Genomic DNA, 25,714 nt, shown 5'->3' on the forward strand with positions numbered 1-25,714 from the left:
CGCACGGAAGGCACAGTCGGGTGGAGAACAGGGCATTCCCGTCGCCGCTGGCGTCGCCGCCGCCGGTCGCCGGCGACTCAGCCATGCCGTCCGGGCAGATCGGTGCGGACCGCGCCGCGCTGGACCGCCCGGGGGCCGTCGCCCCGCCGAGGGCGCTGCGCGCCCGCCGCAGACGGCCCGCCGTGCTCGCCCTCTCCGTGGCCCTGATCGCCGCCGGCGGCCTCGGCGGCGCCGCCCTCTACAGCGCCACCGGGGAACGGGTCTCGGTGCTGGCCATCGCCCGTGACGTACCTGCAGGACAGCAGCTCACCGCCGGTGACCTGACCGTCGCCAGGATCGCCGGCGACCCCGCGCTGCACCCGCTGGACGCAGCCGACCTCGACCGTGCGGTCGGCATGCGGGCCACCAACGACCTCAAGCGTGGCTCACTGCTCACCAAGGCCGATGTCACCGACCAGCTGATCGTGCAGCCGGGCCAGCAGATCGTCGGCGTCGCCGCCAAGCACACCCAACTCCCGGCCACCGCACTGAAACCCGGCCGCCGGGTGCTGGTCGTCTCCACCCCCGACACCAGTTCCCAGCAGACCGGCGCAGGCTCCACCGGCACCGCCCGGCCGCAGACCCTGTCCGCCACCGTGGTCACCGTCGGCGGCGCCGACACCGACGGCACCGTGGTGGTCGACATGGCCGTCGACGCCTCCTCCGGTCCCCGGTTGGCGGAGATCGTCGCCGGCGGCAGGTTCATGGTGATCCTGGCGCCCGAGAGGAGCGGCGGCTGATGGCGGTGATCGCGGTCGCCGGCACCCCGGGCGCGCCCGGGGCGACCACCTCCGCCCTCGCCCTGCTGCTCGCCTGGCCGCTCACCCCGGGCCGCCGGGTGCTGCTCGCCGAGTGCGACCCGGACGGCGGCGCCATCCTCGCGGGCGCGCTCGAAGGCCGCGTCGAGGCGGTGTACGGGCTGCGCAACCTGGCCGTGGCCGACCGGCGGGGCCGGCTCGCCGAGGAGCTGTGGGACCAGCTGGTCGACCTCTCGCCGGACGGCTCAGCCGACCGGCTGCTGCTGCCCGGCCTCACCGACCCCGCCCAGGCGGTCGGCCTCGCCTACACCTGGGAGCCCCTGGTGGAGGCCTTCCATGCGCTGGAACACCATGGCTACGACGTCATCATGGACCTCGGCCGCTCCGGCGCCCACGGCAGCAGCGCGGCGCTGGCCCGCCGGGCGGACGGGGGGCTGCTCACCGTCCGCAGCACCCTGCGCGGGCTCAACTCCGCCCGCCCGCGCCTGGCCGCGCTCCGCGAGGACCTGGACACCTCCGGCACCGGGGCGGACGCACTGGGCCTGCTGCTGGTCCAGGAGGGCCCGTACCCCGCGGCGGACGTCTCCAGGGAACTGGGCGCCCCGGTGATCGGACTGCTGCCCCATGCGCCGCGCACCGCCAGGGTGCTCTCCGACGGCGGCGAGAGCACCGACCGCCGGTTCGTCCGCTCCGAGTTGATGCGGGCCGCCCGTTCGGCGGCGGACGAGGTGCGGGTGCTGGTGGGGCGCCGCCGGGTGCGGCTCGCCCCGCAGGGGCAGCCCGCCGACCCGGCAGGCCGGCAGACGGCACCGGCCGCACCGCCGAGACCGTTCGTCCCGCAGGCCCCGGCGCCCGAGCCGCTGCCCTCGCCCGGACCCATGTCCCCGCCCATGTCCCCGCCCATGTCCCCGCCCGTGCCCTCGCCCGGCCCGCCTCCGGGTCCGTGGACACCGCCGCCGTCGGACTTCACCACCGCTGCCGCCGGGCCCAGTCCCTGGGTACCGCAGCCGCCGCTGCCGCCGGGCTGGACGACGCCCGGTCCGCAGCCGCAGCCGCAGACAGCCTTCACCGCCACGGCCGCCGGGCCGAGCCCCTGGCCGCCACCGCCACCGCCACCGCAGGGCCTGACACCGGACGGTCCGCTGCCGACCCCGCCGGCACCCCGGCCCGCACCGCCGAGCCCGTTCCCCGGCACGGCGCCGGCTCCCGGCACGGCGGCCCCCGACGGAGAGGAGGTGCTCCGTGCGCGGTAACCCCCTGCACGGCAGGCCCGCCGACCTCGTCGGCCCCACCGCCGTCCCCGCCGTCAACGGCCGCCCCCTGCTGGGCCCGCAGCCGCACCCCCAGTCCACCGCACCGGCCCCGCCGACCCGGGCGTACGACCTGGCCAAGCCGCCCACCGGGCCGTCCCAGCTGCCCTCGCTCCCGGTGCCGGGCAGCCCCGGCGCGGCCACCGCCCCCGCGGTCGACCCCCAGGTCGCCCGTGAACTCAAACGGCAGGTCGCCGCCGAGCTGCACGAGCAACTGGTCAGGCAGGGCCAGAGCGTGGACCGCGCCACCCGGCGCCAGCGCGGCCGGGCACTGATCGAGGAGGCCGTCGCCCGCTGGTCCGACGCCCACGCCCAGGCGCACGGAGTGCCGCCGACCCGCGAGCAGGACCGTGCTCTCGCCGAGGCCGTCTACGACCTGCTGTTCCGTGCCGGACGGCTGCAGCCCTACCTCGACGACCCCGACATCGAGAACATCCTGATCAACGGCTGCGACGACGTCTGGGTCTCCCGCGTCCACCAGCCGCTGCGCCAGGTCCCGCCGGTCGCCGACAGCGACACCGAGCTGGTCGAACTCCTCCAGGACCTCGCCCGTCAGCACGGCGGCGGCGAACGCAGCCTCTCCACCGCCAGCCCCACCCTCGCCCTGCGCCTGGAGGGCGGGATGCGCCTCCAGGCGCTGACCGAGGTCACCCCTCGCCCCTATGTGGCCATCCGCCGCCACCGGGTCGCCTCCGCCAGCCTGCGCGACCTGGTCGGCCTCGGCACCGTGGACAGCACCCTCGCCGCCTTCCTCGCCGCCGCCATCAGGGCCCGCAAGAATGTGATGATCACCGGCACCCAGGGCGTCGGCAAGACCAGCCTGCTGCGCGCCATGGCCGGGGAGATCCCGCCGGACGAGCGGGTGGGCACCCTGGAGAGCGAGTACGAGCTCTGGCTGCACACCCTCGGCCACCTCCGGCAGGTCGTCCCCATGGAGGCCAGGGAGGGCAACGGCGAGCGCGTCGACGGCCGCAGCGCCGGAGAGCTGACCATCGGTGAACTGATCCCCGCCGCCCTGCGGATGACCCTCTCCCGGATCATCGTCGGCGAGGTCCGCTCCTCCGAGGTCGTCCCGATGCTGCGGGTGATGACCAACGGCGAGGGCGGCTCCATGTGCACCCTGCACGCCCGCGGCCCCCACATGGTGGTCGACCGGATCGCCGAACTCTGCCTGGAGTACGGCGCCCATATGACCGACACCCTCGCCTACCGGCTCACCGCCAACGCCGTGGACTTCGTGGTCCATGTCGCGATGGTCGACGAGACCGCGGTGGGCGGACGCCGGCACCGCTTCGTCTCCCATGTCCTGGAGGTCGCCGGCCTCGGCGAGAGCGGCAGGCCCGCCATGAACACCGTCTTCGGCCCCCGGGACACCGAACCCCGCGCCGTGCCGCACACCCCGCCGTCCTGCCTGGACGACCTGCGCCGGACCGGCTTCGACGCCCGGCTGCTCCAGTCCCCGTACGGAACCTGGGGCGCACCGCTGGACCTGCGGATCGGAGGCGGCGTCTGATGCTGCTCTACGCCGTCTGCGGAGCGGCCCTGATCGCGGGCCTGGTCGGCCTGGTCGTCGGCCTGATCGGCAGCGACACCCCGGAGGCCGCCGCCCCCAGCCCGCTGGCCCTGCGGCTGCGCACCCTCTGGTACGGCGCCCCCGGCACCGCCGACCCGGGCACCCTGCGGCTGCGCCGCATCCAGCTGGGCGCCTCCGCCGTCGGAGGGCCGCTGATGTGGCTCTTCAGCGGCATCCCGCTGACCCTGCTGCTGGTGCCGGCCGCCGTCTTCGGCATCCCCTGGCTCTTCGACACCACCCGCTCCAACACCCGCCGGGTGGAGAAGCTGGAGGCGCTCGCCGAGTGGACCCAGCGCCTGGCCGATGTGCTGCTGCTCGGCGTCGGCCTGGAGCAGGCCATCGTCACCAGCCGCCGTACCGCCCCCGCCCTGCTGGAGGACGAGATCGCCGACCTGGCCTCCCGGCTCCAGGCCCGCTGGCGCCCGGAGGACGCCCTGCGGGCCTTCGCCGACCAGCTCTGCGACGCCACCGCCGACAAGGTGCTCGCCGCCCTGGTGCTGCGCGCCACCGACCGCGGTCCCGGTCTGGCCCGCGCGCTCGCGGACATGGCCGAATCGGTGCGCGAGGAGGTGCGGCAGCGCCGCGCCATCGAGGCCGACCGGGCCAAGCACCGCACCACCGTGCGCTGGCTGGTCACCATCATCCTCGGCGTGGTGGTGGTGGGTTCCTTCAACCACCGTTACACCGCGCCCTACGGCACCGTGCTGGGCCAACTGGTTCTGGCGCTGCTGGCCGCCGCCTTCGTCGGCGTCATCCTGTGGATGCGCAATCTGGCCGCCCACCCGCCGCTGCCCCGGCTGCTGGAGCCCGACCGCCGCAGCCGGGCCGGCGCCCCCCGGCCCGAGGCCGCGGCCACCGGGCCCGGGGACGTACCCGAGCCGCAGCGTGCGGCCCCCGCGACGCCCGGCAAGGAGCTGCGATGATCTCCCCCTGGGCCGTACTGGCCGGCGCCGGCGCCGCGGCCGGGGTGGCCCTGCTGGCCTCCGAACTGCGTCCCGCGCCACCCGACCTCGGGCCCGCGCTGGACCGGCTGCACCGCGCGCCCAGCCGCGAGCGGCCCGGCGTCGCCGCGGTCCAGCCCACCTGGTACGACCGGATCGGCGAGCGGCTCACCGCTGTCCCCGGGGCGCGCATCCCGCACCGCGAGCTGTCGCTGATCGGCCGCACACCGGCCCGGTTCATGCTGCACAAGCTGCTGTTCGCATTGATCGGGCTGCTGCTGCCCGGCTATCTCGGCGCCATGGCCGCGCTGCTGGACGTCCCCCTGCCGGTGCTCTTCCCCGCCGTCACCGGGCCCGCTCTGGCGGTGCTGCTCTGGCTGGTGCCGGACGCGGTCGTCCGCGGCGAGGCCAAGGAAGCCCGGGTGGAGTACCTGCATGCCATCGCCTCCTATCTGGAGCTGGTCGCCCTGGAGCGGGCCGCCGACTGCGGACCGGCGGACTCCCTGGTCAGAGCGGCCGCGGTGGGCCGCGGCGCGGTCTTCCGCCGGCTCTCCGACGCCTTGGAGCGGGCCGCCACCGACCGGCTGCCGCCCTGGGACGGCCTGGAGGCGCTCGCCGCCGAGCTCGGCCTGACGCCCCTTCAGGACGTCGCCGACATCATGCGGATCTCCGGTACCGACGGAGCCGCCGTCTACGACACCCTGCGGGCCCGCGCCAGGAGCCTGCGTTCCGAACTGCTCGCGGAGGATCTGGCCCGCGCCAACACCGACAGCGAGCGCATGGTCGCCCCCGGCTCCGCGCTCACCATGCTGATGACGGCGCTGATCGCCTTCCCCGCCCTGTACCAGATGCTCAACAGCGGCTGAAGACCCCTCAGCCACTGCCCGATCCCTGCACCGCCCCTGCCGATCCGGGAGCCACCGACATGAAGCACCAGCTCAAGCACCTCGCCGGTCTCACCGCCGTGACCACGCTGCTGCCCCTGCTGATGGGCGTCCACATGCTCCGCTACCGGGTGGACCGCGCCCGCCGGGCCGCCCGCGACGGCGACCGCGGGGCCATCAGCATCGAGCTGGCGCTCGCCATCATCGCCCTGGTCGCCGTGGCGGGCGGCGTGGTGGTGGCGCTGACCAAGCTCGCGGACAACGTCACAAAGAAGATCCCCGAGGACAAGTGACCCGCTCCGCCCCACGACGTCGGCGGCCGGCCCGCCGGTGGCCGCCCCGCTGCCGCTCCGCCCGGTCCGACGCCGGTTCCATGAGCCTCAGCCTGGCCATCGTCTTCCCGGTCGTGCTGACCATGGTGGTGCTGGTCGTCCAGGCGTCGCTGTGGTGGTACGCCCGGCAGGTGGCCCTGACCGCCGCCCGCGAAGGCGCCGAGACGGGCCGTTCGGCCGGGGTGGACCCGGAGACGGGGGCGGCCAGGGCGCAGGCGTTCCTCGACCGCTCCGACGGGGTGGTGGCCGACCCGCATGTCTCCCTGGACGGCACCACCGACACGGAGATCAGGGTCACTGTGACCGTACGCGCCCAGTCCCTGCTGCCCGGCCTGGCCGGACAGCTGATCACCCAGCATGTGACCGCTCCCCGCGAGCGGTTCACCCGACCCGGGGAGGCACCACCGTGAGCAGCACCGGCCGCGCAGCACGCGGTGAGGAGGGCAGCGTGGCCCTGGAGGCGGCCATCCTCGCGCCCGCCCTGCTGCTCTTCGTGCTGCTCGCCATCGCCGCCGGCCGGTTGCAGACCGCGGGCGGCACGGTGGACGCCGCCGCCCGCGCTGCCGCGCGCAGCGCCTCGCTGGCCCGGACCGCGGAGGCCGCACGGCAGGCGGCCGACAGCGCGGCCGGGGAGACCCTGGAGCAGCAGGGGGTGCACTGCAGCAGCACACGGGTCGAGCTGGACACCTCGCGGTTCGGGGTGGTGCCCGGGGAGACCGGGGAGGTGACCGCTCTGGTGCAGTGCACCGTGCCGCTGGACGACCTGCTGGTCGGCGGGCTGCCGGGCTCCCGCACCATGACCGGCCGGTTCACCTCGGTGGTCGACCGCTACCGGGGACGCTGAGAGGGGGAGGGGCAGTGCGGAGGAGTGCGGCGCGGCGGGACGCCGGGTCCATCTCGATCTTTGTCGCCCTGTGCGCCGTCGGCCTGCTGGTGGTCATCGGCATCGTGATCGACTGCGGGGGCCGGCTGCGCGCGGTGGAACGGGCCGACGCCCTCGCCCAGGAGGCCGCCCGTGCGGCCGGGCAGCAGCTCGACCCGGCCGCCGCGCTCTCCGGCGGGCCCCTGGTCGTCGACCCGGATGCGGCCCGTGCGGCGGCGCAGAAATACCTGGCCGACAACGGGGTCCAGGGCGAGGCCGTGGTCGCGCCCGACGGAAGGAGCATCCACGTCACCGTGGACGGCGAGTACGACACCGCCCTGCTGGGCGTCATCAGTATCGGGAGCATGACCGTGCACGGCGAAGGCAGCGCAGCCCTGGTGCACGGCGTCGGAGAAGCGGAGAACGGCTGATGCCCGCCCCACGAGCCGAAGTCCACCGATCTGCGGGCCGCAGCGGCCCCGCCACCCGTCCGCCGCGCGGCGGCGGACCGGGCCGGCTGCCGGGCCGGCTGCCCTCCCTGCTGGCGGCTCTGGCCGCACTGGTCGCCCTGGCGGCGCTGCTGGCCGGGGTGCCGGCGCTGCTGGCGCTCGGGACCAGGGCCGTCGCCGACATGGGCGTTCCCGCCCACGGTGGATTCCTGGACCTGCTCACCCGGCCCGACGACGGCAGGCTGTTCCTCTGGGCCCTGGTGGCGGTCGGCTGGACGGCCTGGCTCTGCTTCGCCGTCTCGGTGCTGCTGGAGATCCCCGCACAGCTGCGCGGGCGGGTGGCCCGCCGCATCCCGACCCTCGGCTGGAGCCAGCGTGCGGCTGCCGGGCTGGTGGGCGCCGTACTCGCGCTGCTGCCGGCGGCCGGATCGGCGTTCGCCTCCGCCCCGGGGCACGCCCCGGCGGCGATCACGGCAGCGCCGCAGCATGCGGCGCTGACCGCCGTGCCCGCCGCCGACCGGCAGCCGGCCGCCGACGCGGCCGCCACGGCCGACCGGCCGGTCTACACCGTACGTGACGCCCGGCCCGCCGACAGCCTCTGGAGCATCGCGGAGCGCCAACTGGGCGCCGGGGAGCGGTGGCAGGAGATCGCCCGGCTCAACGACGGCCGGGTGATGGACGACCTGGGCCGCCGGTTCGACGCGGACCGGCCGATCCACCCGGGGTGGCGGCTGCTGATGCCCCCGGACGCCAAGCCGGACACCGGCGGCGGGCGGCAGTCCGAGCGGCATGGCCCGCACCATGACACGGCGACGGTGCGACCCGGTGACACCCTGTCGGCGATCGCACAGCGCGAACTGGGCGACGCGGACGCCTGGCCCGAGCTGTTCGCCGCCAACAAGGGGACCCGGGCTCCGGACGGTGAACGGCTCATCGACCCCGACCTGATCACCCCCGGCATGGTCCTGCAGCTCCCGGGGGCCGACCCTGCCGCGCCCCCGGCCACGCCGCCGACCCGTCCGGCACCGGCCCATCCCAAGCCCTCCCCGGCGACCCCGGCCCCCGGCGCCGGGACACCCAGTGGAGAAGCACCCGGTACGCCCACCGGCACGTCCGCCGGGGCACCCGGCGCCGGGACCTCCGCGGCCGCCACCCCGTCGGACCCCACCCCCGCCGCCACCGCGCCGACCGCCACCGCGCCGACCGCCACCGTGCCGACCGCCACCGTGCCGACCGCCACCGCGCCGACCGCTCCCGCGCCCGCCCACACCGCCACCGACGTCCCCACCCCCGCCGGGACCGCGGCCGCCGGTGCCCCCGCCCCCGCGCCCGCCGACCACGACGCGGGCGAACCCGTCGCCGCCGGCGGCGCCGACTACGGCGCGGCAGCCCTCGCCGCCTCCGGCGTCACGGTGCTGCTCGCCGCACTTCTGGTCGGTGCGGTCGCCACCCGGCGTTCCCGGCAGCAGCAGCGCCGCCGCCCGCGCCACCGGATCGCCCTGCCGCCGCCGCCGGTCGCCGCCTTCGAAGCGGAACTGAGGGTCCGTCAGGACGCCGCCGGTCTCGCCCTGGTCGACCGTGCCCTGCGCACCCTGGCCCGCAACGCCATCAGCGGCGGCAAGCGGCTGCCAGCCGTCACGGCCGTCCGGATCACCCCGGACCGCACCGTGGAGCTGCATCTCTCGGTTCCGGCCTCGCCCATCGCCCCCTTCCGTGCCGCCCATGCCTCCACCGCCTGGTGGTGCCCCGCCGACGCGCCCGACCTGCTCTCCGCCGCCGAGGCCGCCGCGGTGGCCGCGCCCTACCCCGGCCTGGTCGGCCTGGGCTCGGCCCCGGACGGCGGCGCGGTGCTGGTGGACCTGGAGGCGGTACGGCTGCTCCACCTCTCCGGCGGCGCCGACGAGGTACGCGCGGTACTGCGCGCCCTGGCCCTGGAGCTCGCCCACAGCCCCTTCGCCGACGGGCTGCACATGCACCTGGTCGACATCGCCGAGGACCTCCCCGTCGCCGACGGCATGGCGGAGCGGGTACGCCGTCACGACAGCCTGGAGGAGGCGCTCGCCGAACTCGCCGCCCGGGACGCCACCGCCCGCTCCGCCCTGCTCACCGCGGGCGCGGCACACCCCCGGGACGCCCGCAGCCGGGGCCGGGCCGACGACGCCTGGACACCGGAGATCGTCCTCTGCGGCCATGCCCCGGCGGGCAGCACCCCCGCCGATCTCGGCCGGCTGCTGGACGCGCGACCCCGTACCTGCCTGGCCGTGGTCACCCGGGCGCCGGGGCGCGGCAGCGGTCCGGTGGCGCGCTGGACGCTGGGCACCTCCGGCCCCACCGCGCTGCCCGGCCTGGGCCTCACCGTCGAACTCCAGCGGCTGACGGACGAGCAGTACGGCTACTGGGGTGAGCTGCTGCGCATCTCCGGCTCCGCCGAGCAGCAACCGGCGCCCGCCTGGACGGTCGAAGGACCGGAGCCGGACGCCGAATTCTGGCCCTTCGCCGGGAACGGCGACGACGGGCACGGCGCCGGGGCGGAGTCCAGCCCCCCGCCGCGGCCGGCGCTGCCCGCCGCCATCCCGGTGGTGACCACCGGCAGCAGCGCCTTCGCAGGCACCGACCCGGCCACCCCGGCCCGCCGGATGCCCGCCGCCCCCGGCGGCCAGGGCTCCGCCGAGGCCGACCCGGGCCGCCCGATCAACGGCCACGCCCGGCACACCGGCGGCCCGGGCCCGGCCGCCGCGGCACCCACCGGACCCGCTTCGTCCGCGGCGCCCACCGGACCCGCTTCGTCCGCGGCACCGGCCGGACCCGCCGTGCAGCGCCCGGGGGAACCGCCCGCCGGTGCCCCGGCCGCTCCGGCCGAGCCAGGCAGCAGCAACGGCGCCGCCCGGCCGACCGGCCCCGCCCACCCGGGCCGGAGCGACGCCGAGGACCTGCTGGCCATCCTGCGCTCCCCCCGCGCCCACTCGCTGCGCAACGCCCCCCGGGTCCGGCTGCTCGGCCCGGTGGACATCCTCGGCGCGACCGGCCCGGTGGACGCCGCCGGGCGCGGCCGGCTGATCGAGATAGGGTCCTATCTCGCCCTCAACCCGGGCAGCGACCAGCGCGCCCTGGACCTGGTGCTGCACCCGGGCGCCGTGCAGGGCGACCCGGAGGCCGCCGGGCACGCCGCCCGGGAGCTGGAGTCGGCCGTGGACCGGCTGCGGCACTGGCTGGGGCAGGACGGTGAGGGCAGGGTCTTCCTCGCCACCGACGGCAGTGGCGCCCATGCCTTCTCACCGGCCGTCACCTGCGACTGGGACGACTTCCGCAGCCTCTACCGGCGTGGTATGCGCAGCACCAGCCCCGCGGCCGACGCCGCCCTGGCCCATGCGCTGGCCCTGGTGCGGGGCGCCCCGTTCGCCGAGGTCCCGCAGGGCGCGTACGGCTGGGCCGAGCCCTTCCGTCAGGACATGGTCGCAGCCGTCCTGGACACGGCCCATGAGCTGGCCGCCCGCCGCCTTCAGCACGGCGACTTCCGCAGTGCGGAGGCGGCGGCGTACCGGGGCCTCGCCGTGGCCCCGGACGCCGAACTGCTCCACCGCGACCTGCTGTACATCTATGCGTCGGCGGGCGCCCGGGAGCAGCTGCTCAAGGCCGTCAACCGGCTGGACTCCACCAGCAGACACGCCGCCCGCGAGCTGGAGCCCGAGACGGTCTCGCTGCTCCGCGACCTGATGGAGCAGCCCTGACCGGCGACGTCCGGCGGCCGGGCCGCCGCCCTGCTCAGCGGCGGAGGACCAGCGGCACCGCATGCCCCTCGGTGTCCGTGGCGGTGCCCACCGCGGTGAGTTGCGCGCCGTCGCGCACCACGCCCACCAGCGAGGCGTCACCGTCGAAGGCGGGCAATGACTGGCGCTGCCAGACACTCCCGTCCCGCTGGAGCACCAGCGGCTGCCCGTCCGTCTGGCCGACCGCGGCGGCGCCCCCGCGCCAGGCCGTCACGCCCTCCAGGGCGCCCTGCACCTCCGGGGTGGCGACCCGGGTCCAGCAGCGGCCGTCCCAGTGTGCGATCAGGGGGTGCTCGGAGGAGTCCGCGGTGTCCTCGATGGAACCGACCGCCCAGATGTCGTCCGGCCCGGTGGAGGCGAGCCCGTGGAACTCCCCCGGGAGGCGGTCCAGCGCCGGGGCGTCGGTCCGGGTCCAGGCCCGGCCGTCATAGTGCAGCAGCAGCGGCAGGCCGCTCCCGTCGGGTGTGCCGAGGGTGCCCGCAGCCCAGATGTCGTCGGGACCGGCGGCGGTGACGGCATCCAGCGTCCAGTAGTCGGTGTCCAGCTGCGGGCCGGGGACCTGCTGCCAGGCGGTGCCGTCCCAGTGCTCGATCAGCCCGAGGAAGGTCAGCTCGCCCGCGGGCTGCCGTCCGCCGACCGCCCAGACATCGCGGGGCCCGGCGGCCGCCGCGGACAGCAGGCTCGCGCCCCAGGTGTCCTCCAGCAGCGGTGCGCGCCGTACCTGCCAGCCGCTGCCGTCCCGGTACGCGGTGGTGACGCCGTTTTCGTCCAGGCTGTGGTCCCCGGTCAGCCAGACGCCGCCGGAGCCGTCCCGGTGATGGAGTTGATCCGCCCTCGGTAGCCGTCCGGGGCCGGCTGCGCGGACCAGGTGCCGCTTGCGGCGTCGCGGGTGAACAGCATCGCGGCGGTGGTGGGCGGCCGGTCCTTGCCGCTGCCCTCGTCCACCACCTGGAGGCCGGAGGCCCAGATGGTCCCGCCCACCCGCGCCGCGGTCTGAAGGCGGGTGTCGCCGGGGGGAAACGCTTCAAGGGTCCATCCCGGCGGAGCAGTTGAACCCGTCTCCTGGGTCCGGACGGACGTGGTGAGCGCCCCGGCGGGCGTGGCGGCGGCGACGCCGGCCAGCGTCAGAGCCGCGGTGATCGCTGCGGTGAGCCTCGTCCGCATCACCGGCCCCCTTCGTTCACGGAGATCTGCGGGGCCTGTACCGGCTGGGCGTCCGCCGCCCGTACCAGGGAGAGCACCCGGGGGTTGCCGACGAAGGCGAGCAGCTGGTCGGCGGTGATCGGCGCCGACGTCCGCGAGGCGTCGTCCGGGTCGACGGAGACGGTCACATCGCTGCCGCCCATGTGGAAGGTGGCACGGGCCCCGTCGGTGTCCATGGAGTTGGTCGGTCCCACCTGCAGGGTCACCGGGACGCCGCCGGGCAGCTGGTCGACCCGGCAGGTGCCGCCCCCCTTGACGGGACCGCAGCTGTGGGCGGCGGTGGGGCCGCCGGCCGGGCGCACCGAGAAGGTGACCGGGAAGACCCGGCTGCCGGAGACCCCCTCGTAGTCGGCCGTGTAGCCGTCCACCAGCCGGATGTTGCCGATGGCGGCGGGCAGCAGGTCCTGCAGTGCGGCCGCGACCTGCTGCCGGTACAGGGCGACACGCGCGTGTTCCTGGGGGGAGCGGTCCGCGGGGGAGTCCGTCTCGGTCCCGGGCGACGGTGGATGGACGATCGGGAAGGTCCGGGTGGGCGAGGGGATCACCCCGGTGGCGCCGCTGCTCGCCGGGCCCACCCGCACTGTCGGGCCGCCGGGGGCATACGCGGCCAGGGTGCCCAGCACCAGGGCGGCTCCGGCCAGGGAGGTGCCTGTGATCACCCGTCGGGTCCGCCTGCGGCGGTGTCCCAGGGCGACCGCCGAGGCCACCAGCCCGGCGGGCGGCTCCAGTTCGTCGGCGGCTCGGCCGAGGAGATCGCGGACGAGCAGGTCGTCCGTGGGATTGTGGTGCGCTGTCATGGCTGACTGACTCCTTGAGTGTCCGTTCGGTTAGTCGCCGACATAGAGCTCGGCCGCGCCGAGCCGGTCGCGGAGCCTGACCAGCGCCCGTGAGCACTGGCTCTTCACCGTGCCGGTGCTGCACCGCAGCAGCTCGGCGACGGTCTCCACGCTGAGGTCCTCCCAGTAGCGCAGGACGACCATCGCCCTTGCCCTGGGGGGCAGTTCGGCCAGGGCGTCAAGCAGGGTGAGCCGCAGGTCGCTGTCGTCGCGCGGGCCGGGATCGCCGCGCAGCAGCCCCGCCCTGCGGGCCAGCACGCGCCGGCGCTGCTCCGAGAGGTAGGTGCGGGTCAGCACTGTCCTGGCGTAGGCGTCGAGGTTGTCCGCGCGGCTCACCCGGCGCCAGTGCTGGAAGAGCTTGGCCAGCGTCGTCTGCGTCAGGTCCTGGGCGCGGTGGGCGTCCCCGCACAGCAGATGTGCGGTGCGGTAGAGGTGCCGCTGCCGCGCGGCCGCGTACTCCTCGAAGCCCATGTGTTCATGTGTGCGCATCCGCCCTCCGGCTGGCTGGGTACCGTCACCCCTCTCCAGATGCACGAGCCCGCCGAAAGGTTGAGCCGCTTTCCGACGTTGCCACCGGGCCGAACGCCGGCCGTGCTACCGGGCCGAACGCCGGCCGTGCGGTGGGTTGCCCGGGCCTTTCGGGAAGATGTCCTGGGAACGCCGGATGGCCGACGGACCGGCCGACCAAATACAGTGACAGACCCGGGACGGCGAGCGGCGCCGTGCGACGGAAGCACGCGGCAGCGGCGGGACGGGATGGTGACCTGCGGTGACGGGGAGTCCAGCGACCTCGGCGTCGGAGACCACCGCTCAGGTACCGCTGCCGTTGACGGCGTCGCCAGGGGCGGCGCAGACCGCGCCGCTCCCCGCGGCGGCCGATCCCTTCGCCACCTCGGTGACCGCGGTGCACCCCGCCCACCCGGCGCCCGACACCCGCTCGGCGCCGCGTGGACGGATACTGGTCGTCGAGGGCGGCTTCTCGGCCGGCGGCCGCTGGCCGTGGTCCCGGCAGGCGATCTCCAACGGCGCGCCCGCACTCTCCGCCGTGCTCGCCGCGGTCTCCCCGCAGGTGCTGCTGGCCGCCGAGGCGGTGGACGCGGTGCATCTGCCGGCGGCCACCGATCCGCAGACCGTACTCGCCCATCTGCGGTCCGCCGCCCGGCACCCCGGTCCGGTGCTGATCCACCTGGCCGGCCATGTGCTCGCGGACCGGCGCGGCGGGCGGCTCCATCTGGCGCTGCGCGACTCCAGACCGTCCTCGGTACGGCATGACGGGCTGCCCTGGCAGTGGATCGCGGCGGAACTGCGGTCCCGCCCGGCCGAGTGGGGTGCGCTGGTGATCGCCGACCTCAGCGCCGACGAGACCGTGTGGCCGATGCTGCACACCGTGCCGTCGCCGCTCGCCGAGGGGCTGCCGCTGTGGGCTGCGGTGAGCCCCGACCCCGACCAGGTGGGGATCTTCACCAGAGCCCTGGTGGAAGCCCTGCACAGCGGCCAGCCGGGGGCCGGACCGGCGCTGACGCCGGAGCAGTTGCAGCACCAGGTGCAGTCGGTGCTGCGGCCCGAGGTCCTGGTGGTGGCCTCGCACGGGCCGGGCCGCCCGGTCTTCCGCAACACCGCGCGCCGCTCGGAGCCGGCCCCCGCCGCGCAGGCCGGCGTGGTCGCCGCAGGCAGTACGGCGGTGGCCGCTGCGGAGCCGCGGCCGGCTCCGGGTGCTGCTCCCGCGGCCACGGGCACGGGCTTCGCAGCCGTTCCTGGGCCTGCTCCGGCTGCCTTCGGCGCCGGGTTCGCCGCCGCTCCCGGGTTCGCTGTGCCTGCACCCGGTGCGCCCGCTCCCGTTCCTCGGCCTGCTCCCGTTCCTCGGCCTGCACCCGCTCCTGGGCCTGCACCGGCTTTGACGGTTCCCGCACAGGGTCGGAGCGCGGTGACGCCGGGCGGGGGCGCGGCAGCGCCGGTGACCCTGGACAAGGGGGGCGCGGGCCGCCGGGTCAGTCTGGACAAGCCCGGTGGCGCGTTTCCGGCTCCGCCGTCCACCCCTCCGTCCGTGCACCTCGGGAAGGCGCAGCCGCCGGAGTCCGCCCCTGCCGCCGCCCCGCCCGCGCCACCCGTGTCGGCCCCGCCCGCCGCGGCCCCGGCCCCCGCGCGGGCGGGCGACGAACTCGCCGAGTACCGCGATCCCATCACCCGTATCGTGCAGGCCGCCGACGCGGGGGAGCACACCACCGCCGTCGACCTCGCCACCGCGCTGGAACGGCAGGCCTTCGCCATGTACGGCGATGCCGCCCCGCCGTCGCTGCACGTCCGTCAGGTGCGGGCACATGTCTCCCGGTTGGCGGGCCAGCAGGCGCTGGCTGCCGACCTCTACCGGGACGTCGCCCTCAAGCTGCTCAAGGCCAGGGGCCCGGAGCACCCGGAGACCCTGCAGGCGGCCTCCAACGCCGATGCCTGCTGGCGCGCCGTCCATGACGTGGCGGAGGCCCGACGGATCGCGCCGTCCATCATCGCGCTGCGTGGCCAGGTGCCCGGCGCCGAGGGCCGCAAGCTCCGTGCCGCGGAGCGGTATCTCGCCCAGCTCGGGGAGATGCGGACCGACTCCTGACCAGGGGCGTGGGCGGCATCCTGAAAATTCCCTGAGGGGGAGTCGTCCAAAGTGTTGACGTGTGCTGCGCAAGGCGGTTCACTCTCACACCGTAACCGGTCCCGGTACCGGTTACGGGACCGGTTACGGCGTCGCTCGCAAGGGCGTGACGCCCGAGAGTTGGGGGTGCAGCGGTGCGCGTCACCATCGCGGACGTGGCACGCCGGGCAGGCGTCAGCAAGGCGACCGTCTCGCGGGTGTTGAACGGCAAGGCGGACGTGGACGCCGACACCGCGCAGCGGATCCGCGAGGTGATCGCCGAGACGGGCTATGTGCCCAGCTCCCGCGCCGTCGGCCTGGCCAGGGGCCGCACCCGCACCGTGGGCATGCTGGTTCCCTCCCTCACCTGGCCGTGGATCGGGGATGTCCTCCAGGGGGTGGTCGACGTCCTCGAGGCGGACGGCTACGGAGTGCTGCTCTACACCTGCACCCGGGGTGAGGAGTCGCTCCGCCGGTTCGCCGAGCAGGTGTCGGGCAGCGCCTTCGACGGGCTGCTGGTCATCGAGCCCGAGAACACCCTGGACTACATCGCCGAACTCCACCGCAAGGGCCTGCCGGTCGTGCTGATCGACGACCGCGGCCATCATCCCGAGTTCCCCTCCGTCGCCACCACCAATCGCGACGGGGGAGCCGCAGCAGCCCGGCACCTGGCAGCCACCGGGCGCCACCGGCCCGCCGTGGTCACCGGGCTGGCGCACTTCGGCTGCGTACGCGACCGCACCGAGGGTTTCGCGGAGGCGGCCGCCGCCGAGGGCCTGCTGCTCGACCCGCAGTTGGTCGTCGAGGGCGACTTCACCGAGGAGTCCGGCCGGGCGGCGGTCGGCAAACTGATCGCCTCGGGCAAACCCTTCGACGCGGTCTTCGCCCACAACGACCTCACCGCCTCAGGGGTCCTGCGGGCGCTGCACGAGGCGGGCCGGCGGGTGCCCGAGGATGTCGCGGTGATCGGCTTCGACGACATCCAACTGGCCGCGCACACCGAGCCCGCGCTGACCACGGTCCGTCAGCCGATGCGTGAGATGGGGGAGGCCGCGGCCGGCCTGCTGCTCTCCCATCTGGAAGGCGTCCCGGTCTCCCCGGCGCCGTTCATCCTGCCCACCACACTCGTCGTGCGGGGCTCCTCTACCCCGCAGTGACCGAGCGGCCGGCCTGGTTGATCCGGGTCGGCCGGTCCGCTACCGATACCGATCGGACACTGTAGACAGCCAGTGCCTGAGAGCGCTCTCAGGCATCCTGCTGCGCACTTTCGCCGGGCTCCCTCACAGCACGGCGGAAAGCTCTCCGCCCTCCACCACCCACCACCCCAGGAGCAGTGAAGTGACTCACGCCATACGATCCAGGACTGCACCCGCCCTGCTGGCCGTGCTCGCCGCGGCCACCCTCGTCGCAGGCTGCACCAGCGGCAGCGCCAACCCGACCGGGCCGGTGGCCGGGGGCAGCGGTGGGACGTCCGGTGGCTCCGGCGGCGCCAGTGGCGGGGTGCTGAACGTCGGCATGCCCAACGGGCCGCAGACCAACAACAGCAACCCGTTCCTCGGCACCTCGGCAGGCGCCTCCCTCGGCTACCGCTACATGATCTACGAGCCGCTGGTGATGATGAACGGCATCCGGCCCAGCGAGAAGGGGCAGCCCTGGCTGGCCACCGCCTGGGAGTGGACCGACAACTTCAAGAAGCTCACCTTCACCATCCGCGACAAGGTGACCTGGTCCGACGGCAAGCCCCTCACGGCCGACGACGTCGCCTACACCTTCGACCTGATGAAGAAGACCCAGGCGCTCAACGTCAATGCCATCCCCTTCAAGGGCATCAGCGTCAAGGGCACCAACCAGGTCGAGCTCACCTTCGACGCGTCGCAGTTCGTCAACCAGACGAAGATCCTCAACCAGTTCGTGATCCCCAAGCACATCTGGTCCACCGTCAAGGACCCGTCCACCTGGACCGACGAGAACCCTGTCGGCAGCGGCCCCTACACGCTGAAGTCCTTCACCTCGGGGGCGGTCACCCTCACCCGGCGGAGCAGCTACTGGAAGGACCTCCCCAAGGTCTCCGAGCTGCGCTACACCTCCTACAACGACAACAGCGCGCAGACGACGGCCCTGGCCAACGGTGCCAGCGAGTGGTCCTTCGTCTTCATGCCCAACTACAAGCAGCTCTTCATCAACAAGGACGCTGCCCACAACAAGCTGTGGTTCCCCTCCGGGCTGGGCATCCACGGCCTCTGGCTCAACACCGCGCGCAAGCCGCTGGACAACCCGGCGCTGCGCCGCGCCATCAACCTGGTCGTCGACCGCCAGGCCATCTTCATCCAGGCGGAGTCGACCCTCTACCCGGAGATCGAGAACCCCACCGGTATCCCGCTGCCGGCCGGTGACCCCTACCTCGCCCCCGACTACAAGGGCGCCAAGCTCGCCGTGGACGTGGACAAGGCCAAGAAGGAGCTCACCGACGGGGGCTTCAGCTACGACGGCGACACCCTCAAGGACCCGTCCGGCAAGCCCGTCAAGATCACCCTCGCCGACCCCTCCGGCTGGTCCGACTACCTCACCGGGCTCTCCATCATCAAGGACGGCCTGAAGAAGATCGGCATCTCGGCCGAGGTCCGCACCCAGACCGTGGACGCCTGGACCTCCGACGTCAACAACGGCAACTTCGACGCGGTGCTGCACTGGACCAACAGCGGCGCCACCCCGTACGACATGTACGAGAACATCATGGACGGGGCCCTGCTCCAGCCGGTGGGCAAGGCCGCCGCCGGTGGCAACTTCGGCCGCTTCAAGAGCGACGACGCCACCAACGCGCTGAAGCAGTACGCCAATGCGTCCGATGATGCCACCCGTACCGACGCCCTCAACAAGCTGCAGAAGATCATGGTGGACCAGGTGCCCATGGTGCCCACCTCCGCAGCCCCGATCGGCGCCGAGTACAGCACCAAGCACTGGACCGGCTGGCCGGACGAGTCCAACCCGTACGGCCCGCCGCAGCCCACCCAGCCCAACTCCCTCGATGTGGTGCTGCACCTCCAGCCCTCCTCCTGACGGCCCGGCCTGGTCCGGGGCGGCGCACCGCGCGCCGTCCCGGACCGGCCGGCCGTCCCGGACAGTTCCGCACCAGACCGACAGAGAGCCAGGCCATGGCCATAGCCGACACCGCCCCGGACGCCACCACCGCCCCCGAGGAAACGGCGATCCTCGAGGCCCGAGGGGTGACCAAGCACTTCGCCGTCAAGCGCAAGGGGCGTGAGTTCCTCACCCGCCCAGCCCGGACCGTCCACGCCGTGGACGACGTCTCACTGGAACTGCACAGAGGGCGCGTCACCGCGCTGGTGGGGGAGTCCGGCTCCGGCAAGTCCACCGTCGCCCGCCTGCTGGCGCAGCTCCACCCGCTCACCTCGGGCGAGATCCGGTACGCCGGACAGCCGGCCAGGGCGGGCCGCGGCCGGCGCTTCCGCGCCTGGTGCAGCAACGTCCAGCTGATCTTCCAGGACCCGTTCGCCTCCCTCAACCCCGTCCACACCATCCGCTACCACCTCACCCGTGCGCTGCGCATCCACGGCCGCGCCGGGCAGGACAAGGCGGAGCTGGAGCGCAATCTGCACGCGCTGCTCTCCCAGGTGCAGCTCACCCCGCCAGAGCGCTACATCGATGCCTTCCCCCATGAGCTCTCCGGCGGCCAGCGGCAGCGTGTCGCCATCGCCCGTGCTCTGGCCGCGGACCCGGCGGTGCTGCTCGCCGACGAGCCCGTCTCCATGCTGGACGTCTCCATCCGGCTCGGTGTGCTCAACCTGCTGGCGGACCTCAGGGAACGGCTGCGCCTCGCCGTCCTCTACATCACCCATGACATCGCCTCCGCCCGCTACTTCGCCGACACCACCCTGGTGATGTACGCGGGGCGGATGGTCGAGGGCGGCGACAGCGAGACCGTCACCCAGCAGCCCGCGCACCCCTACACCCGGCTGCTCATCGCCTCCGCACCGGACCCCGACCGGGTCGTCGCCGACGAGGACTCCGAGCGGGAGACCCCCAAGGGCGAACCACCCAGCCTGATCACCCCACCGCAGGGCTGCCGCTTCCACCCGCGCTGCCCCGCAGCCATGGAGCGCTGCCGCACCGAGGTGCCGCCGCGCTTCGACCTCCCCGAGGACGGCCACTGGGCCGCCTGCTGGCTCTACGACGAGGCGGAGGCAGCGCAGTGAAGTACCTCTTCCAACGGCTGGCCTTCTATCTGGTCACCGCCTGGGCCGCCATCACCATCAACTTCTTCATCCCGCGGATGATGCCGGGCGACCCCGTGCAGTCCCTGATCGCCCGCTACCAGGGCCAGTTGAGCACCAAGGCGATGGCCTCGCTCTATGCGCTCTTCGGGCTCAACCAGCACAAGAGCATGTGGCAGCAGTACCTCGACTACTGGTCCACGCTCTTCCACGGGGACCTCGGGCTCTCCTTCACCTTCTTCCCCACCCCGGTCTCCCAGATCATCGGGCAGTATCTGCCCTGGACCCTCGCCCTGGTCGGCACCACCACGCTGATCAGCTTCCTGCTGGGCACCGGTATCGGCGTCATCACCGGCTGGCGGCGCGGCTCCTGGATGGACAACCTGCTGCCGATCGCCACCTTCTTCTCCTCCATCCCCTACTTCTGGCTCGGGCTGATCGCCATCGCCGTCTTCGCCTCGGCATGGCCGGTCTTCCCCGCTGCCGGCGGCTTCGACAACGGGCTTGTCCCCTCCCTCTCCGGCGACTTCATCGCCAGTGCCGCCTACCACGCGGTGCTGCCCGGTCTCACCATCGTGATCAGCGCCGTGGCCGGCTGGATCCTCGGCATGCGCAACATGATGGTGACCGTCTCCTCCGAGGACTATGTGACCGTCGCCCACGCCAAGGGCCTCTCCGAGCGACGGGTGATGTTCTCCTACGCCGCGCGCAACGCCGTGCTCCCCAATGTGTCGGGATTCGCACTGTCCCTGGGCTTCATCGTCGGCGGCACCCTGCTGGTGGAGATGGTCTTCTCCTACCCCGGCATCGGTCTGGTGCTGCTCCAGGCCGTGGGCGCCAAGGACTACCCGCTGATGCAGGGGATCTTCCTCATCATCACGCTCTCGGTCCTCGTGGCGAACCTGCTTGCGGACCTCGCCTATATGCTCCTCGATCCCCGCACCCGGCGGGAGGGCTGATCAACCATGTCCATCCAAACGAGTGACCCCGGGCTCGCCGTCGCCGACCCGGCCCCCGGAGCGGCGGCCGGTCCGGCCGTCCGCAGCCGGCGCAACCGGTTCGCCTTCCTGCGCAACGGCAAGGCCATCACCGGGCTGACCATCCTCGGCATCTTCCTGCTGCTCGCCGTCATCGGCTCCTGGATCGCCCCCTACGACCCGTCGGCGATGTCCAACGACATCATGCAGGCCCCCTCCGCCAGGCATCTGCTGGGCACCACCCAGACCGGTGAGGACGTCCTCTCCCAGCTGCTGGTGGGCACCCGCGGGGTGATCGTGGTGGGGTTTGTCACCGGCTTCTTCGCCACCGTGATCTCGGTGCTGGTGGGTGTCAGCGCCGGCTTCCTCGGCGGCGCCGCCGACGAGGTGCTCTCCGCCTTCAGCAACATCTTCCTGGTCATCCCCGGCCTGCCGCTGGTCATCATCATCACCTCCTTCCTGCCGAACGCGGGCGACGTCATCATCGCGGTGGTCATCAGCCTCACCTCCTGGGCCTGGGGCGCCCGGGTGCTGCGGGCCCAGACCCTGTCGCTGCGCCGACGCGACTACATCGAGGCGGCCCGGGCCACCGGTGAGTCCACCTGGCGGATCATCGTCTTCGAGATCATCCCCAACCTCACCGCCATCATCGCCTCCAGCTTCGTCGGCACCGTGGTCTTCGCGGTGCTCACCGAGATCACTCTCTCCTTCATCGGCGTCGCCAACATCTCCCACTGGAACTGGGGCACCGTCCTCTTCTGGGCCCAGAACAACCAGGCCCTGGCCCAGAACGCCTGGTGGTGGTTTGTCCCCGCGGGTCTGTGCATCGCCCTGCTCGGCACCTCGCTCTCGCTGATCAACTTCGCCATCGACGAGTTCGTCAACCCCCGGCTGCGCACCGGCGGCCGGGCCACCGGCGGGCGCAGGGTCCGGATGCGCACCGGCTTCACCCCCGTCGTCCGCAAGACCCCCGTCGTCCGCGACCCGCAGAAGGGCGACCGCGTATGAGCACCGCCACCCTCCAGCGCACCCCTGTGCTGGAGATCCGCGACCTGGACGTCGACTACGGCCTGGGCGACAGCGCCGTGCACGCCCTCCAGGGCATCGACCTCACCCTGCACCGCGGGGAGGTGCTGGGCCTGGCGGGGGAGAGCGGCAGCGGCAAGTCCACCCTCGCCTATGCCGTCACCCGGCTGCTCTCCCCGCCCGGTGTGATCACCGGCGGGGAGGTCCGCTACCACCCAAGGGACTCCGAGCAGCCCCTGGACATCCTGGACCTCACCCCTCAGCAACTGCGCCGCTTCCGCTGGAACGAGACCTCCATCGTCTTCCAGGGCGCCATGAACTCCCTCAACCCCGTCCACAAGGTCGCCACCCAGCTCACCGACGTCCTCAAGGCCCATCGCGCGGGGATGTCCCGCGCCGACCGCCTCGACCGCGCCCGTGAGCTGCTGAAGCTGGTCGGCATCGCCCCCGATCGCCTGGACAGCTATCCGCACCAGCTCTCCGGGGGCATGCGGCAGCGCGTCATGATCGCCATGGCGCTGGCGCTCGACCCCGAGATCGTCATCATGGACGAGCCCACCACCGCACTCGACGTGGTGATGCAGCGTCAGATCCTCCAGCAGCTGGTACGGCTCCGTGAGGAGCTGGGCTTCTCCGTCGTCTTCATCACCCATGACATCTCGCTGCTGATCGAGTTCTCCGACCGCATCGCCATCATGTACGGCGGCCGCATCGTGGAGCAGGCGCCCGCCGCTGACATCTACCGCGACGCACACCACCCCTACAGTCATGGACTGCTGCACTCCTTCCCGGCCCTGCGCGGGCCCCGGAGGGAGCTCACCGGCATCCCCGGCTCGCCCCCCGACCTCAAGGCCATGCCGCCGGGCTGCGCCTTCCAGCCGCGCTGCCCCAAGGCCTTCGACCCCTGCGGCGAGCAACTCCCGCTGCTCGCCGAGCCCATGGACACCTCCGACCGCTCTGTCGCCTGCTGGCTGCACCAACCCGCAGGGGAACGCTGATCCTCGGCCGCGGCCGTGCCCGCCCCCCGGCGGGCACGGCCGCAGAGCCCTGCCCACACCCCAGCCGCTGCGTATCCGAACTCTCGAGGACCTGAGGACAAGCATGGACGCCACCACTGACATCCGCTCCACCCCGGCCCCGGCCCCAACCCCCGCCACCGCACTCGCCGGCGCCGCCGACGGCCTGCCGGCCGACTTCCTCTGGGGCGTGGCCACCTCCTCGTACCAGATCGAGGGCGCCGTCCAGGAGGACGGCCGCACCCCCTCCATCTGGGACACCTTCTGCCGGGTGCCCGGTGCGGTGGTGGACGGCGACAACGGCGACATCGCCTGCGACCACTACCACCGGATGCCCGAGGACGTCGCGATGATCGCCGACCTCGGGGTGGACGCCTACCGCTTCTCCGTCGCCTGGCCCCGTGTCCAGCCCGGCGGCCGCGGCCCCGCCAACGCCCGCGGCCTGGCCTTCTACGACCGCCTGGTCGACCAGCTGCTCGACAAGGGCGTGCTGCCCTGGATCACCCTCTACCACTGGGACCTGCCCCAGGAGCTGGAGGACGCCGGCGGCTGGCCCGAGCGCGACACCGCCCACCGCTTCGCCGACTACTCCGAGCTGGTCATGGACGCCCTTGGCGACCGCGTCCGGCACTGGACCACGCTCAACGAGCCCTGGTGCTCGGCCATGCTCGGCTACGACCAGGGCCACCACGCCCCGGGCCGCAAGCACTTCCCGGACGCCATGAAGGCCGTCCACCACCTGCTGCTCGGCCACGGCCTGGCCGCGCAGCGGCTGCGTGCCGCCGCGCCCCAGCCGATCCAGCTGGGCATCACCCTGAACATGGGGAACTCCTACCCCGCCAGCGACCACCCCGCCGATGTGGACGCCGCCCGCCGCGCCGACGGTCTGGGCGCACGTATCTACCTCGACCCGCTGGTGCACGGCCGCTACCCCGCCGACGTGGTCGCCGACCTGGCGCGGCGCGGCGCGGAGCTTCCGGTCCAGGACGGCGACCTGGAGGCCATCGCCACCCCGCTGGACCTGCTCGGCGTCAACTACTACTCCAGCCACGTCTTCTCGGGCCTCCCCGAGGACGGGGAGGCCGCCCCCGCGGCCGACGGAGAGCCCTTCTCCCGCCTGGTCAAGCAGGACCTGCCGGTCACCGCCATGGGCTGGGACATCATCCCCCGCGGCCTGACCGACCTGCTCACCCGCCTCGGCCGCGACTACCCCGGCCTGCCCCTCTACATCACCGAGAACGGGGCCGCCTTCGACGACACCGCCGACGCCGACGGCAGTGTGCAGGACGACGACCGCACCGCCTACTTCGCGGACCACATCAGGGCCGTCGCCGCCGCCCGCACGGCCGGCGCCGACGTCCGCGGCTACTTCGCCTGGTCGCTGATGGACAACTTCGAGTGGGCGTTCGGCTACGACAAGCGGTTCGGCCTGGTCCGCGTCGACTACGACACCCAGCGCCGCACCCCCAAGCAGAGCGCGCTCTGGTTCCGGGACACCATCCGCGAGTCCCGCACCCGGCAGTCCTGACGCTCCCTCGACCGGCCCGCACCCCGCCGCCCCCTGACCGGCAGGGTGCGGGCCGTCCGCGTCCGCGGGACGCCCGGGCGTCCACCGCCACGCTCCGGGCAGCAGCAGTGGGCCGGTCCGCCCCGGGGCCGGGGCCGCGACGGACCGTCCGGCCCCGTGCCCCCTGCGACATCGGCGGCCGTTCCGGCGGCCCGCACCGGGCGCGGGCCGCCGGACGGGCCCGGCTATGCCACCACAGCCATCCCGTGCGGGGTGGAGTTGAGCCGCCGGCCGCCGTCCTCGGTGCAGACCACGATGTCCTCGATCCGCACCCCGAACCGCCCCGGCAGATAGATGCCCGGCTCGATGGAGAAGCACATGCCCGGCACCAGCGGCAGCTCCTCGCCCTCCACCAGGTAGGGAGGCTCATGGGTGGTCACCCCGATGCCGTGCCCGGTGCGGTGGATGAAGTACTCGCCGTAGCCGGCCTCGGTGATCACCGCCCGGGCCACCCGGTCGACGTCCTGGCAGGAGATCCCCGGCCGGACCGCCTCGAAGGCGGCCTGCTGCGCCTCCCGCACGATGTCGTGCACCCGGCGCTCCTCCGCGCTCGGCTCCCCGACGTGCACGGTACGGGTGGTGTCCGATCCATAGCCGTGCTTGAGGCCGCCGAAGTCCAGCACCACCATGTCGCCGTCCTCGATCACCCGCTCGCCCGCCTCATGGTGCGGGTTGGCGCCGTTGGGCCCGGAGCCGACCACGGTGAAGTCGACCTGGCTGTGGCCGTGCTCCAGCAGCAGCCGGGCCAGGTCCGCGGCGACGTCGGACTCCCGGCGCCCCGCGAAGCGCACCTTCAGCACCTCTTCGTACGTCGCGTCGGCGGCCGCGCCCGCTGCCGCCAGCCGCTCCAGCTCCGGCCCGTCCTTGACTGCCCGCAGCATCGGCAGCGCCTCGCTCAGCCCGCTGTAGGACGTGTCGGGCAGCGCCCGCTGCAGACCCAGCAGATGCAGCGCCCAGGAGGCGTCGGAGATGCCGTAGCGGCCCTTGGGCTGCAGCAGCGCCGCCGCGGCCCGGTAGGGGTCCTGGCCGTCCAGCCAGCCGGTGACGGTGACCGCTCCGGCGCCAGGTGCCGCCTGCGCGTCGCCCTCCTCCAGGGCGGGGACCAGCATCCTAGGCGGCTGGTCGGCCGAGAGCGCCAGCAGGGTGAGCCGCTCGGTGGTCGCCGTGGGCAGATAGCCCGTGAGCCAGGCGAGGTCGGGTCCCGGCATCACGACCAGTCCGGCGAGCCCTGCCTCGGCGGCCGACCGGGCCGCGCGGGCCATCCGTGCCGCGTAGTCGTCGCGGGTGAACGGTGCGGGGGGCGGGGTGCCGAGGTCGGGCATGGT

At 73.8% G+C, this 25,714-nt stretch carries 23 protein-coding genes; 18 read left to right on the forward strand and 5 right to left on the reverse strand.

Annotated features, from left to right (window positions below):
* The first annotated feature begins 20 nt into the window (after positions 1-20).
* From AB0761_RS30200 to AB0761_RS30245, 10 genes are all read left to right on the forward strand, one after another.
* Positions 21-779 carry an SAF domain-containing protein gene (locus tag AB0761_RS30200; protein ID WP_377272310.1) on the forward strand — a complete coding sequence of 253 codons (759 nt, stop codon included), beginning with the start codon at positions 21-23 and terminating at the stop codon, positions 777-779.
* Positions 779-2,050, forward strand: coding sequence for a hypothetical protein (locus AB0761_RS30205; protein WP_377272311.1), 1,272 nt, complete (start codon positions 779-781; stop codon positions 2,048-2,050). Before AB0761_RS30200 ends, AB0761_RS30205 begins: the two co-directional genes overlap by 1 nt.
* Complete coding sequence (locus AB0761_RS30210; RefSeq protein ID WP_377272312.1) at positions 2,040-3,620, forward strand: ATPase, T2SS/T4P/T4SS family; 1,581 nt, start codon at positions 2,040-2,042, stop codon at positions 3,618-3,620. The genes AB0761_RS30205 and AB0761_RS30210 overlap by 11 nt, the downstream gene beginning before the upstream one ends.
* Positions 3,620-4,603 carry a type II secretion system F family protein gene (locus tag AB0761_RS30215; RefSeq protein ID WP_377272313.1) on the forward strand — a complete coding sequence of 328 codons (984 nt, stop codon included), beginning with the start codon at positions 3,620-3,622 and terminating at the stop codon, positions 4,601-4,603. Before AB0761_RS30210 ends, AB0761_RS30215 begins: the two co-directional genes overlap by 1 nt.
* Positions 4,600-5,487, forward strand: coding sequence for a hypothetical protein (locus tag AB0761_RS30220; RefSeq protein ID WP_377272314.1), 888 nt, complete (start codon positions 4,600-4,602; stop codon positions 5,485-5,487). Before AB0761_RS30215 ends, AB0761_RS30220 begins: the two co-directional genes overlap by 4 nt.
* 59 nt (positions 5,488-5,546) lie before the next feature.
* Complete coding sequence (locus AB0761_RS30225; protein WP_377272315.1) at positions 5,547-5,798, forward strand: hypothetical protein; 252 nt, start codon at positions 5,547-5,549, stop codon at positions 5,796-5,798.
* Positions 5,799-5,878: 80 nt separating this feature from the next.
* Positions 5,879-6,247, forward strand: a complete 369-nt coding sequence (locus tag AB0761_RS30230) for a TadE/TadG family type IV pilus assembly protein (protein ID WP_377272316.1) — start codon at positions 5,879-5,881, stop codon at positions 6,245-6,247.
* Entirely contained in the window at positions 6,244-6,681 is a 438-nt protein-coding gene (locus AB0761_RS30235; protein WP_377272317.1) for a TadE/TadG family type IV pilus assembly protein, read from the forward strand. The genes AB0761_RS30230 and AB0761_RS30235 overlap by 4 nt, the downstream gene beginning before the upstream one ends.
* A gap of 14 nt (positions 6,682-6,695) precedes the next feature.
* The gene (locus tag AB0761_RS30240) at positions 6,696-7,130 is read left to right on the forward strand and encodes a pilus assembly protein TadG-related protein (RefSeq protein WP_377272318.1); all 435 of its coding nucleotides are present in this window, start codon (positions 6,696-6,698) and stop codon (positions 7,128-7,130) included.
* A complete protein-coding gene (locus tag AB0761_RS30245) occupies positions 7,130-10,876 on the forward strand; it encodes a LysM peptidoglycan-binding domain-containing protein (protein ID WP_377272319.1) in 3,747 nt (1,248 codons plus the stop codon). Before AB0761_RS30240 ends, AB0761_RS30245 begins: the two co-directional genes overlap by 1 nt.
* Positions 10,877-10,910: 34 nt before the next feature.
* Here AB0761_RS30245 and AB0761_RS30250 read toward each other — a convergent pair whose 3' ends face one another.
* From AB0761_RS30250 to AB0761_RS30265, 4 genes are all read right to left on the reverse strand, one after another.
* Positions 10,911-11,150 carry a hypothetical protein gene (locus tag AB0761_RS30250; RefSeq protein ID WP_377272320.1) on the reverse strand — a complete coding sequence of 80 codons (240 nt, stop codon included), beginning with the start codon at positions 11,148-11,150 and terminating at the stop codon, positions 10,911-10,913.
* 551 nt (positions 11,151-11,701) lie between these two features.
* A complete protein-coding gene (locus AB0761_RS30255; protein WP_377272321.1) occupies positions 11,702-12,079 on the reverse strand; it encodes a hypothetical protein in 378 nt (125 codons plus the stop codon).
* A complete protein-coding gene (locus tag AB0761_RS30260; protein ID WP_377272322.1) occupies positions 12,079-12,915 on the reverse strand; it encodes a hypothetical protein in 837 nt (278 codons plus the stop codon). The genes AB0761_RS30255 and AB0761_RS30260 overlap by 1 nt, the downstream gene beginning before the upstream one ends.
* Before the next feature lie 30 nt (positions 12,916-12,945).
* Positions 12,946-13,443 (reverse strand): SigE family RNA polymerase sigma factor, encoded by a 498-nt coding sequence (locus tag AB0761_RS30265; RefSeq protein WP_377272323.1) that lies wholly within the window; start codon positions 13,441-13,443, stop codon positions 12,946-12,948.
* A gap of 280 nt (positions 13,444-13,723) precedes the next feature.
* On the opposite strand from AB0761_RS30265, the gene AB0761_RS30270 reads away from it, so the two are divergent.
* The 8 genes from AB0761_RS30270 (at position 13,724) to AB0761_RS30305 (ending at position 24,350) form a co-directional block, all read left to right on the forward strand.
* Positions 13,724-15,553: a hypothetical protein gene (locus tag AB0761_RS30270; protein ID WP_377272324.1), complete on the forward strand. Its 1,830-nt coding sequence runs from the start codon at positions 13,724-13,726 to the stop codon at positions 15,551-15,553.
* A 173-nt stretch (positions 15,554-15,726) separates the two neighbouring features.
* Positions 15,727-16,728, forward strand: coding sequence for a LacI family DNA-binding transcriptional regulator (locus tag AB0761_RS30275; RefSeq protein ID WP_377272325.1), 1,002 nt, complete (start codon positions 15,727-15,729; stop codon positions 16,726-16,728).
* Between the two features lie 358 nt (positions 16,729-17,086).
* Positions 17,087-18,628 (forward strand): ABC transporter substrate-binding protein, encoded by a 1,542-nt coding sequence (locus tag AB0761_RS30280; protein WP_377274398.1) that lies wholly within the window; start codon positions 17,087-17,089, stop codon positions 18,626-18,628.
* A gap of 95 nt (positions 18,629-18,723) precedes the next feature.
* The gene (locus AB0761_RS30285; RefSeq protein ID WP_377272326.1) at positions 18,724-19,785 is read left to right on the forward strand and encodes an ABC transporter ATP-binding protein; all 1,062 of its coding nucleotides are present in this window, start codon (positions 18,724-18,726) and stop codon (positions 19,783-19,785) included.
* Positions 19,782-20,762: an ABC transporter permease gene (locus tag AB0761_RS30290; RefSeq protein WP_377272327.1), complete on the forward strand. Its 981-nt coding sequence runs from the start codon at positions 19,782-19,784 to the stop codon at positions 20,760-20,762. Before AB0761_RS30285 ends, AB0761_RS30290 begins: the two co-directional genes overlap by 4 nt.
* Before the next feature lie 6 nt (positions 20,763-20,768).
* Positions 20,769-21,788 (forward strand): ABC transporter permease, encoded by a 1,020-nt coding sequence (locus AB0761_RS30295; protein ID WP_377272328.1) that lies wholly within the window; start codon positions 20,769-20,771, stop codon positions 21,786-21,788.
* Positions 21,785-22,804 (forward strand): ABC transporter ATP-binding protein, encoded by a 1,020-nt coding sequence (locus AB0761_RS30300; RefSeq protein ID WP_377272329.1) that lies wholly within the window; start codon positions 21,785-21,787, stop codon positions 22,802-22,804. The genes AB0761_RS30295 and AB0761_RS30300 overlap by 4 nt, the downstream gene beginning before the upstream one ends.
* 103 nt (positions 22,805-22,907) lie before the next feature.
* Positions 22,908-24,350: a GH1 family beta-glucosidase gene (locus AB0761_RS30305; protein WP_377272330.1), complete on the forward strand. Its 1,443-nt coding sequence runs from the start codon at positions 22,908-22,910 to the stop codon at positions 24,348-24,350.
* A gap of 224 nt (positions 24,351-24,574) precedes the next feature.
* Here the strand turns inward: AB0761_RS30305 and AB0761_RS30310 are convergent, their stop codons facing one another.
* Positions 24,575-25,711: an aminopeptidase P family protein gene (locus AB0761_RS30310; protein WP_377272331.1), complete on the reverse strand. Its 1,137-nt coding sequence runs from the start codon at positions 25,709-25,711 to the stop codon at positions 24,575-24,577.
* Positions 25,712-25,714: the final 3 nt, after the last annotated feature.

This window comes from Peterkaempfera podocarpi (assembly GCF_042466665.1).
Lineage (GTDB): Bacteria > Actinomycetota > Actinomycetes > Streptomycetales > Streptomycetaceae > Peterkaempfera > Peterkaempfera podocarpi.